Below are 9,804 nucleotides of genomic sequence, written 5' to 3'. Positions count from 1 at the left end.
TTTCTCGAGCGCCTCTCGCCCCAGGCCCGCACCTTCAGGTTTTTCTCCGAGGTCAGGCCCGAAACCGCTGCCGAACTGCTGCTCAAAAAACCCGAAGGCGAGGATAAAGTCACCCTGGTGGTGCTCTCCGGCGATCCGGAGCGTATCATCGCTACCGGGGAGTACGTGCAAGAGGGTAGCGGCTCCACCTCGGCTGAAGTAGCTTTTCTGGTAGATGACTGGTTCCAGGGGAAGGGACTGGGTTCGCTTTTGCTCGAGCGACTGGCCCTGATTGGGGTTCAGCGGGGTATTCGCCGCTTCCACGCCTTCACGCTGGCCGAAAACAAGCAGATGCTCGATGTTTTCAAAGCCAGCGGCTTCAAAGTAGAATCCCACACCGACTCCGGGGAGGTCGAGGTGGGCTTTGAGATAGAACCCAGCCCGGAAATGATCGCCAGGTTTGAATTGCGCGAACGGGTCTCCACGGTAGCCTCCCTGCTGCCGTTGCTGCGCCCCAGAGGGGTAGCGGTGGTGGGGGCTTCGCGGGATCCAGGGAGTGTGGGCTACCAGGTTTTGGAGCACCTGATTCTGAACCGTTTCCAGGGTCCGGTCTATCCGGTCAACACCGCCGCCACCCCTGCTGCGGGCGAGGTGCCGGTGGTGGGCTCGATGCTGGCCTATACTTCCATCAAAGCCGTACCAGGGCCAATTGACCTGGCCGTCGTCACCACCCCCCGCGACAAGGTGCCCGAGGCTGCCGAAGCCTGCGGGCAGCGGGGGGTACGGGCCTTGATGGTGGTCACAACCGACATGGAAGCACACCAGATCAAGACCCTGGTGCAGACCTGTCGCCACTACGGCATGCGGCTGGTGGGGCCGGGTTCGCTGGCTCTCATTGCCACCAACCCGGAAATTCAGCTTTGTGCGGGACTTGCATCTACCCTCCCGCTCAAGGGGCGCATCGCTATGTCCAGTCAGAGCGGAGCCGTAGGGCTGGCGGTGCTGGAATATGCCCGCGAGATGGGACTGGGGTTTTCCAATTTTGTCTCGCTCGGTGCAAAAGTAGACATCTCTTCCAACGACCTGATCCAGTATTGGGAAGAAGACCCCGACACCGGGCTGATCCTGCTGTATGTCGAATCGTTTGGCAACCCCAGGCGGTTTGCCCGGCTGGCGAGGCGGGTGGGACGCAAGAAACCCATCCTGGCCGTGCGGCCTGGGCGGGATGCAGTGGTGGAAGCCCTTTTCAAGCAAACCGGGGTGGTACGGGCCGAAAACCTCGAAGAAATGTTCGACATTGCGGCCGTACTGGCCCACCAGCCCCTGCCGGAAGGCCCCAGGGTAGCACTCCTGACCAACGCCTCCGGCCCAGCCCATCTGGCCGAAGAGGCCCTTAAGGCCGAGGGCCTGACCGCCGAAGTGCGCGATCTGGGCTCGCGGGCTTCTGCCGATGAATATTTAGAGTCTGCTCGAGAATTGTTGGCGAGCGGCTGCGATGCGTCCATGGCCCTGTTTGTACCGCTGGGCTACGCCACCCTGGATGGAGTCGTCGAGGCCCTGCGCACTGCCTTCAAGGAGGCTCGAGAGAAGGGGGTGCACATCCCTATTCTCACCTGCTTCATGACCGCCGGACGGCCCAGAGTGCGGCTGGGTGTGGAGCTGGTGCCCTCGTACCGCTTCCCCGAGTCGGCGGGACGGGCGCTGGCAGCGGCTTACTCCTATGCCCAGTGGCGCAAGACCCCGCCAGGGGAAATACCCGACCACGGGGTACAAGAAGATGAGGCCCGCACGCTGGTAGGTGCAATCAGAGGCCATTTGGGCGAGGCCCAGACCGCGCAACTGCTGAGCTATTTCGGCCTGAGAACCGCTGCTTCCCCCAGCAGTGCAATTGCCCTGGCGCTGCGGGTCAAGAACGACCCCTTGTTTGGCTCGGTGCTGACCCTGGCCCTTACCGGCCTGCCACTGGGCGAACTACTGCTGGGCATCCGCATCACTCCGCTGACGGACAGCGAAGCCCTGCAGATGCTGGCTCCCCTATCCGGCAAGGCCCACCTCGAAAGCCTGCAAGACGTTCTGTTGCGTGTCTCGAGGCTGGTCGAAGAACTACCCGAAGTGACAGGTCTGGAATTGACCCTGGCCGCTGCTGCGCAGAGCACCGCCGTTACCCAGGCCAGCGTAACGCTGCGGGAGTAAGAGGGTTGGTATCACTTGATTTTGATCGTGTCCAGCCCCGCTTCGGGCTGAGGGTAGCTCATCTGGAGACCCTCGAGCGCCTCCACCAGAATGCTGGCGACCACCCAGTTGCGGTACCAGTTCTTGTTGGCGGGAATGACATACCAGGGAGCGTACTCGGTACTGGTCTCGCGGATGGCATCCTCAAAGGCCCGCTGGTAATCGTCCCATAGCTCGCGATCATCCAGGTCGCCCTTGCGGAATTTCCAGCGTTTCTCGGGATTGTCCAGTCGTTCTTGTAAGCGGATGCGCTGTTCGTCTTTGGAAATGTGCAAAAAGAACTTGAGGATGGTAGTACCCTCCTCGGCCAGCACCCGCTCGAACTCGCAGATGTGGTGGTAGCGCTTTTTCCAGACCGCCTCGGGAACCAGGTTTTTGACCCGAACTACCAGCACATCTTCATAGTGGGAGCGGTTGAAGATGACCATCTCGCCCTTGCGCGGCACCTGCTGGTGGATGCGCCAAAGGTAGTCGCGGGCCAGCTCGTGCTCGGTGGGAACGCCAAAACTGGCTACCCGCACCCCACTGGGATTTACGCCATCGAAGACCACCCGGATGGTACCGTCCTTGCCGCCGGCGTCCATGGCCTGAAGAACCACCAGTATCTTGTGCTTGCCCTCGGCGTAGAGCAGTTCTTGCAGGTGCTCGAGGCGTTTGTTGCGCTCCTTAATTGCGAGAAGACCTGCTTCTTTATCACCATTGAAGGCACTGGTGTCTTCGGGGTCGAAATGCTCGAGGCGGAAACCGCTGTTTTGCTCAATACGATACGCTTTCATACTCACTCCTTTGGGCCGGATTCTAAAGCCTGGTAGGAACAAGTGTACAGCCATCTGCTCGAGGCTGTGTTTAAGTGTTCCCGAGCTATGTTTATCCCCATGTACGGTAGGGGTACCGCGTCAGTGACATACGGTCTTGCAGACTGGCCTGGCGGGTTAGCCGAACTGTAGTATTAGACCTTCAGGCCTCCAAACTTAAGGCCGACTTCAGCTTGCCAGCCTAGTCTGTTTCAGGAAACTGGCCAAGCATACTAGCAGGAAGGAGTCCGAGATGGCCCAACCACTGACCTATCCAGACGCAGTCCATTTGCTCCGCCGCGCAGCCGCCAGGGGACGCAAGGAAGAAGCCCAGCGGCTGGCCGACCTGGGCCGCGAGGCAGCGGTAGATGCTCTGCTGCAAAACCCGGCCCCCGCGCCCGCCTATACCACTGCCGCCACCCGCAACGAGCGCGGCCAGCAGCACCGCGAGATCAGCGAGTTGTGGGTCAATCACTGGCTCACCACCCCCACCCCCGCTGCCGAGCGAATGGTGCTGTTCTGGCACGGCCACCTCACCTCCGAGTTTCGCGAGACCATGGGGGCGCAGGGGATTGATTTCTGGAGCCAGTTCGCCACCTTCCGCCAGCTCGGCTACGGGCGTTATGGGGAGTTGCTCCAGGCCATCGCCAGAAATCCCGTCATGCTCCTGTATCTCAACAACGCGCAGAGCCGCAAGGAGCACCCCAACCAGAACTGGGCCAGGGAGTTGCTGGAACTCTATACTGTAGGGCCAGGTCACTACACCGAAGAAGACATTCTGGAAGCAGCACGGGCCTTCACCGGCTGGACGGTGCGGCTGCCTGGGGGCCAGCGCCCTCGTGACGCCAGCGCCAACGTCGCTTTTGAGTATGGGTTCAACCGCAACTGGCACGACCCCGGCGAAAAAACCTTCCTGGGCAAGCGCATCCGAACCGGCGACGAGGTGCTGGAAATCCTGATTGCCCACCCCAAAACCTACGAATTTGTGGGGCGCAAGCTGCTGAGGTTCTACCTGAGTCCCGAGCCTCCTGAACCGCTGGTACAGGAGGGGGCCAGGGTACTGCGTACCGTTGGAACCCGCGAATTTCTGCGCTGGCTTTTTACCCACGAGGCCTTCTACCGCCCCGAATATCGCAACAGCATCGTCAAAAGCCCTCTGGAGTACATGGTGGGGTTGTGGTACTCCGCAGGTGTGGACAAAGTGGATCTGGAGGGGCGGGCTGGCCGGGGCCTTTACCAGGCTTTCGCCGCCATGGGACAAATTCCCTTCGACCCGCCCACCGTTGCGGGTTGGGATGGGGGCATGGCCTGGCTGGCCGAGTCGCCCTTCCTAAGCCGCCTCAATGTGCTGGCAGGTTTCGCAGGTCGCGAACGCCGTCTCGATCTGAACGTATTTATGGACAACGCCAGCGGTGCCCTGGCCCTGGTCAAACCGGAGGCACAGTTGCTGTAGCCAGGGGTCTCGAGTCCAGTGTTATAGGCTAGAAGGCTACTCGCACTGAGACCCTCGACACCGGACACTCGACGAGGTATATATGGACAGACGCGACTTCATCAAAAAATCCCTGCTGACATTAGCGCTCGGCCAGGGGGCACCCTCTCTGCTCTCCAGGACTGCCCTGGCCGCCCAGTCCAAAGACAAAATCCTGGTGGTGGTCAACCTCTTTGGCGGCAACGACCAGCTCAATACGCTAATTCCCTACCGCAACGAACTCTATTACCGCCTGCGGCCCAACATTGCCGTCAAGCGCGAAGAAGTGCTGGATTTGGGAGCCAGTGGGCAAAAGCTGGGCTTTCACCCCGAACTGAGGCCGCTGATGCAGATGTGGAACCATGGCGAACTGGCCATTGTTCCCCAGGTGGGTTATCCCAACCCCAACCGCAGCCACTTTATCTCCACCTCCATCTGGCACACCGCCGACCCCACCCGCAAGGAGGAAACCGGCTGGCTGGGCCGCTGGGGCGACCTGCAAGACGACCCCTTTTGCGATACCTTCCTGGGCGGTGCCACTCCCCAGGCCCAGATGGGGGATAAACGCACCGCTCCAGCCATCCACAGCATTGACACCTTCAGCATCCGGCTGCCCCGGCAGTTCGAGGAGGAGTTTAACAAAGAGGCCGGCCTGACCCGCAGTGGCACCGCCGAAGAAGTGCGTCGGGCCATGCTTTCACTGCGCGGCGCCCTCGACAAAGTGGGGCAGCTGCGCGAGGTTAAAAACCGCGCCCAGTACCCCGACAATGCCTTTGGCAGAAGCATCGGCGACATCGCCCGCATGATTGCGGGTGGGCTGGGCAGCAGTGTCTACTACACCACCCTGGGCGGCTGGGACACCCATGCCGGGCAGCCGCCCCGTCAGGCCGAGCTGCTGAGCCATGTGGCCCAGGCCACTGCGGCCTTCCGCGCCGACATGAAAGCCATTGGCCGGGACAAAGACGTGATGATCATGGTCTTTAGCGAGTTTGGGCGACAGGTCGCCGAAAATGCTTCCTTTGGCACCGACCACGGCGAGGGCGGGCTCATGTTCGTACTGGGGGGTGGGGTAAAGGGCGGGTTGTTTGGCAGCGAGCCAGACCTGGAAGACCTGGAGCTCAACGCTCTGAAGTACAAGACCGATTTCCGCAACGTCTACGCTACCGCGCTGCAATGGATCGCCGCCAACCCGCGCCAGGTGCTGGGCGCCGATTTTAGCCCGATGGCTTTGTTGTGAACCCAAGCACTGGCTGGCCCCGGCAGGCAGCGTCTAGATGGTGCCCAGTTTGTTTCGTTCGATGGTTTTACTTGAAGGCCGCCAGCACCGGCACGGTGTCATAAAACTCCCTGGCGCGAACCACCAAACCGTCCTGAATCGTCCAGACATGCGCCCAGTTGGTTTCCCAGGCTTTGTGGGTGGCCTTGACCCGTACCCGCTGCCAGCCCAGCACGGTTACCAGGCCGTTTTCTCCTGGCAAGAACTCGCGGGGTTCGTAGGCCTCTACACTCACGGTGGCCCCGATGGCCCCAAAGAACTTCAGCATATCCTGGTGACCCTTATGGGTACCGGCCCAGGGAATCTCCTGGGGGCCATACCAGATCCAGTCAATTTCAGGGTGGAGCAGGGCCATAACCCCCGGAATATCCCCTTGTCCAAAACGCCGGTAGATGGCTTGCGCCACTTCGATATTGCTCATTTGAACTACTCCAAGGTTGTTCATTTGTTCCTCCTCTTAACGCTCTGGCATTCAGGCCCTTGCCGACTTCATCCGGTGAGCCCCAGTAAACCACTCCCGCAGCCCTATCTCGCCCTGGCGCATGCACCAGTCGTGGTTGTAGCGGAACAGCGGCTTGAGCACGGGCGAGAGCAGGCGCACCAGTGGGAAGTCGGCTCTGGGCCGCCAGTCGTAGCCAGCTTCGGTGCCGCCCTCCACACTGCGCAAGCGCCAGATGCCCCGACCCACCAGATCGCCCTGGGCTCGAACCTCGAGCATATGGGGCCGCTCCATGCGCACACTCTCGACCACGAAGTTGAGCTGATAGGGCAGCGGCCCGTGTACCCCGACACGGGTCCTGGCCCCGACCCCGTTCTGATCACCCTCCTCGAGTTTTTCCACTTTGTCGTAGACCCTGCCCCACCACCTCGAGTACTGTTCCGTCTGGACAATACTCTCCCAGACCTGCTCGATGGGAGCCAGGAGGTACCAGCGGTCGTAGAAGTGGTACTCGTGGGCCAGGTTCTGGCGAGGGGCGGGCTCCGGGCTGGCAAAGCGGGCGTAGCGGGACTGATAACCAAGCATCCGCCCAACCCCTGCCAGCAGGCCCAGCAGGGTGCGCTGAAGGAAAACCGGAAGGCCCGCCGCATACGAACTGGGTTGGAGGGATTTCAGCAAAACCATCGTTTGCCAGAAACCGGCCCTCCTGCCCTCGGTGGCCAGGCCGAAGCCGGTCTCGAGAAAATCTTCGAAGCCCTCGAGGGTCTTACGATCCGGTTGTTCCAGCTCGATCCACTGGCGCAGGCGCAGTTCATCCGACCCGGCGTTGTAGGGGTTGAGGTGGGGGATATTCCGGGGGATGGCAAAACGACCCCCCAGCCCAACCGTATGCTCAATCCCGTTCGTCCAGTAGGTCGCCTTACCCGAGAGCACCTCGAACCATTCGTCAAAGCTGGTGTGGTAGTGGGGCTGCTGGTCTTCCTTTCCCCGCCCCGGCGGATAGAGGATTTCCACCTCAAAGCCCTTGCCAAGGGTGTCGCGGGCGGTCTTGCGCACCTCGAGCCGAACCCCGCTGCGGGGGTCGTAGAGTATTTTGCCTGGATGGGCCATGTGGGCCACACTCTCAAGCCGGTACAGCCAGGTGCCCCAGCTGCATCAGCAAACCGAAGCCGTCCGAATAGTTGTGCCCTTCAACCGCCAGCCCGTCTGGCCCAAAGCGCCAGACCTCGCACACGTCCAGCGAGAACGGCTTGTGGCTTGGCCCAAACGGAGTTCCCGTCATGGGCCCATCCTGGATTCCGACGGCCCTGAATTGAGCGGTCACATACTCTCCTGCATCCACATAATGGGCATCCACAATTTTGATATTCGAGGACATACCCATGAATCCTGCAAGCATATTGCGAAACTCACCACGGCTGCGATAGGTCTGACCCCGACCATGGTCTATCATGATGCCATTGGGAGCCAGCACCTTAATTGCCTCATCCACGTTGCCGATGCTAAAGGCCTCATGGGCTTTGCGAAGGGTTGTGACATTGCTCATACCTTCCTCCTTTAGGGATACCGCTCGAGTTGGACTGAAGTGTCTACTGCAAAGTCAGGGTGGTTTTAGCTGGGCTGTGGGATCGCCCCAAGTTGTTGCATCATGCCCAGTTGATCGAAGACCGCCCAGCCCTCGACCAGACGGCTTTGCCCGTCAAAACGCCAGCGCTCCATGCCCGAAATTCGCACTGACTTGCCCGTAGCCGGGATCCCCATCAGTTCGCCTTTGTGGGTTCCGGTAAACGTCCAGTGCATCGCGCCTTGATCGCCTTCGGCAATCAGTTGTTCGATCTGAAGGTGGGCATCGGGATAGGCGGTCAGGAAGGCTCCCACAAACCTCTTCACCCCTTCGCGGTTGGCGGGCAGCCCCGGTGGCAGGAAGTGGGGAATCACATCAGAACGCATCAGTTCATCCAGAACTCCGATATTCCTCTGGTTCCACACTTCTTCCACCAAACGGCGGTGAGCTGCTTTGTTACGTTCTGCGGACATAGGTTTCTCCTTTGGGGTGGATGGTTTCTTCAGACGGCGCTGCTTGAGATAAGCCCGGCACTCGCTCGAGCAGGGGAAAATCTCGTCGGCATCGCGCCAGCGGGGGGCTTTTTGCTGGGGAATCGTTCTGGGCGATTCGGGTGGTAACAACGTCACCTGGTGCATCTCCAACCCCCTGGGTTTTGCATAGATTGAAGTTTGCGCCTACAGGTTGCTCATTTCCCAGACCAAAAACTGTTCATTCAACAAGACGCACCTCGAGGGGTGCGGCAGTCAACCGTTGGATCCACCCCAACCCAGACCCGGCCATATCGGCGAATACCTGGGGGCGGTTGGGCTCCCGGCACAGGTTGTGGTAGGCAGCGGGGTAGGGGCGTTGTTGGTCGGCAGCCGGAACCCCTGCCCCACCAGCACCTTCGAAAGGGTACGGGCTCGAGCAACGCCCTGGGGCCGAACCCCATAGCACCAGAGGTTCAGCCCATCCGAGGATTCGAACGCACTCCGGAACATGACCGTTATATTCCTAAGTTAAGGTTCGGATTAGGAACGGGGCAGCAGCACGAAACCGTACTCGCCAAATACCTTCGCCACTGCAGCAAGCTGTTCAGCAGTGGGAGGGCTGGCAGGGGGCGCGGGCAAGTCTAAACGTTCGGCAGGCACGCCCACCCGGCGGTAGGCTTCCTCGAGGCCCCCCGGTGTAAACGTCACCAGCATCCGGGCCGTGGGGGTCTTGAGCTTGAAGGAGTGCGGCACACCCCTGGGCTGGAACACGTGGTCGCCAGGTTTGGCTTCGGTGACGACACTGCCAGAAGTGAATGTGACTTCACCTTCTTGTATGAAGAAGATTTCGTCCTCGCCATTGTGTACATGGGGTGGAGCCTCAAAACCCTGGCGCACCCGTACATCCATCAGCGCATACGAGCCGCCGGTGGTTTTCTTATCAGCCAATACGCTAAACAGTGCGCCGTTGAACCAGACGCTGTTGGCCAGGGTGGCGCGGCTCCCGAAAGCAGGCTTGACGCTGGTTTGGGCCAGGGCAGTGCTGACCTTACCGCTTAAAACCAGTCCCAGTCCGGCAGCGGTAAGTTGTTTGAGGGCGGTACGGCGGTTTTGTTGCATCTTCATGGTGGGCCTCCTTGGTGCGCTCAGGCCTTCGGCCGAAGCAAGGGTATTTGTAGCGGCAGGACTTGTTCGTTTGCCAGTTCAAAAACTGCTCAGTAACCCCCCAACCTGAACAGGGTTTACCCCCGCAGCCAGCCAGGCGGGTTGCTCCAGGTTCACTGCTCGAGCCCTAACCAGCGGCGGAACCCTCTGTCAAACCTCGGATCTACCTCTTGGGCCTGGGCAAAGTACATCTCAGCTTGTAGCTGGTTTCCCAGTTGTTGTTCGATTTGACCCGCACGATAGTACAACTCGGCATCCCGAATCCCCGCCTGGAGCGCGACTCGGATACTGCGCTGGGCTGCATGCAACTGTTTGTTCCGCATCTGCGCCCAGGCCAGGGTGGAAAGCGTAGCCCAGTCTGGGCGGATCCTGGCCTCGAGCTGGGCTTGCCCCAAGGCTTCCGGCAGATCCT

10 protein-coding genes are annotated in these 9,804 nt (G+C 60.5%); 3 read left to right on the top strand and 7 right to left on the bottom strand.

Features of this window, described 5'->3' with window-relative positions; genetic code table 11:
* Positions 1 to 2,172, top strand: a 2,172-nt coding sequence (locus Q0288_RS05785; RefSeq protein ID WP_299428534.1) for a GNAT family N-acetyltransferase, incomplete at its 5' end; no start/stop codon positions are given.
* Positions 2,173 to 2,183: 11 nt separating this feature from the next.
* On the opposite strand, the gene Q0288_RS05780 is transcribed toward Q0288_RS05785, so the two are convergent.
* Positions 2,184 to 2,987 (bottom strand): AMP/ADP-polyphosphate phosphotransferase, encoded by an 804-nt coding sequence (locus tag Q0288_RS05780; RefSeq protein ID WP_299428523.1) that lies wholly within the window; start codon positions 2,985 to 2,987, stop codon positions 2,184 to 2,186.
* A gap of 271 nt (positions 2,988 to 3,258) precedes the next feature.
* Here Q0288_RS05780 and Q0288_RS05775 point away from each other — a divergent pair, with 271 nt between their 5' ends.
* Positions 3,259 to 4,458 carry a DUF1800 domain-containing protein gene (locus Q0288_RS05775; RefSeq protein WP_299428520.1) on the top strand — a complete coding sequence of 400 codons (1,200 nt, stop codon included), beginning with the start codon at positions 3,259 to 3,261 and terminating at the stop codon, positions 4,456 to 4,458.
* 82 nt (positions 4,459 to 4,540) lie between these two features.
* Complete coding sequence (locus Q0288_RS05770; RefSeq protein ID WP_299428517.1) at positions 4,541 to 5,713, top strand: DUF1501 domain-containing protein; 1,173 nt, start codon at positions 4,541 to 4,543, stop codon at positions 5,711 to 5,713.
* Between the two features lie 67 nt (positions 5,714 to 5,780).
* Here the strand turns inward: Q0288_RS05770 and Q0288_RS05765 are convergent, their stop codons facing one another.
* The 6 genes from Q0288_RS05765 to Q0288_RS05740 form a co-directional block, all read right to left on the bottom strand.
* On the bottom strand, positions 5,781 to 6,197 hold the full coding sequence (locus Q0288_RS05765; protein ID WP_299428514.1) for a nuclear transport factor 2 family protein: 417 nt from the start codon (positions 6,195 to 6,197) through the stop codon (positions 5,781 to 5,783).
* Between the two features lie 27 nt (positions 6,198 to 6,224).
* Positions 6,225 to 7,301, bottom strand: a complete 1,077-nt coding sequence (locus Q0288_RS05760) for a cupin domain-containing protein (protein WP_299428536.1) — start codon at positions 7,299 to 7,301, stop codon at positions 6,225 to 6,227.
* A gap of 13 nt (positions 7,302 to 7,314) precedes the next feature.
* Positions 7,315 to 7,737 (bottom strand): nuclear transport factor 2 family protein, encoded by a 423-nt coding sequence (locus Q0288_RS05755; protein ID WP_299428511.1) that lies wholly within the window; start codon positions 7,735 to 7,737, stop codon positions 7,315 to 7,317.
* A 65-nt stretch (positions 7,738 to 7,802) separates the two neighbouring features.
* Entirely contained in the window at positions 7,803 to 8,393 is a 591-nt protein-coding gene (locus tag Q0288_RS05750; RefSeq protein WP_299428509.1) for an ester cyclase, read from the bottom strand.
* 375 nt (positions 8,394 to 8,768) lie between these two features.
* Positions 8,769 to 9,353 (bottom strand): cupin domain-containing protein, encoded by a 585-nt coding sequence (locus Q0288_RS05745; protein WP_299428506.1) that lies wholly within the window; start codon positions 9,351 to 9,353, stop codon positions 8,769 to 8,771.
* A gap of 152 nt (positions 9,354 to 9,505) precedes the next feature.
* Positions 9,506 to 9,804, bottom strand: a 299-nt coding sequence (locus Q0288_RS05740) for a hypothetical protein (RefSeq protein ID WP_299428503.1), incomplete at its 5' end; no start/stop codon positions are given.

Source organism: uncultured Meiothermus sp., assembly GCF_937863175.1.
Lineage (GTDB): Bacteria > Deinococcota > Deinococci > Deinococcales > Thermaceae > Meiothermus.
Note: the sequence above shows the minus strand (reverse complement) of the source record. Positions and strands in the feature narration are given on the sequence as shown.

Coding starts and splice junctions, on each gene's coding strand:
- Q0288_RS05780 (WP_299428523.1), bottom strand. CDS start 2,987: ATGAAAGCGTATCGTATTGAGCAAAACAGCGGTTTCCGCCTCGAGCAT.
- Q0288_RS05775 (WP_299428520.1), top strand. CDS start 3,259: ATGGCCCAACCACTGACCTATCCAGACGCAGTCCATTTGCTCCGCCGC.
- Q0288_RS05770 (WP_299428517.1), top strand. CDS start 4,541: ATGGACAGACGCGACTTCATCAAAAAATCCCTGCTGACATTAGCGCTC.
- Q0288_RS05765 (WP_299428514.1), bottom strand. CDS start 6,197: ATGAACAACCTTGGAGTAGTTCAAATGAGCAATATCGAAGTGGCGCAA.
- Q0288_RS05760 (WP_299428536.1), bottom strand. CDS start 7,301: ATGGCCCATCCAGGCAAAATACTCTACGACCCCCGCAGCGGGGTTCGG.
- Q0288_RS05755 (WP_299428511.1), bottom strand. CDS start 7,737: ATGAGCAATGTCACAACCCTTCGCAAAGCCCATGAGGCCTTTAGCATC.
- Q0288_RS05750 (WP_299428509.1), bottom strand. CDS start 8,393: ATGCACCAGGTGACGTTGTTACCACCCGAATCGCCCAGAACGATTCCC.
- Q0288_RS05745 (WP_299428506.1), bottom strand. CDS start 9,353: ATGAAGATGCAACAAAACCGCCGTACCGCCCTCAAACAACTTACCGCT.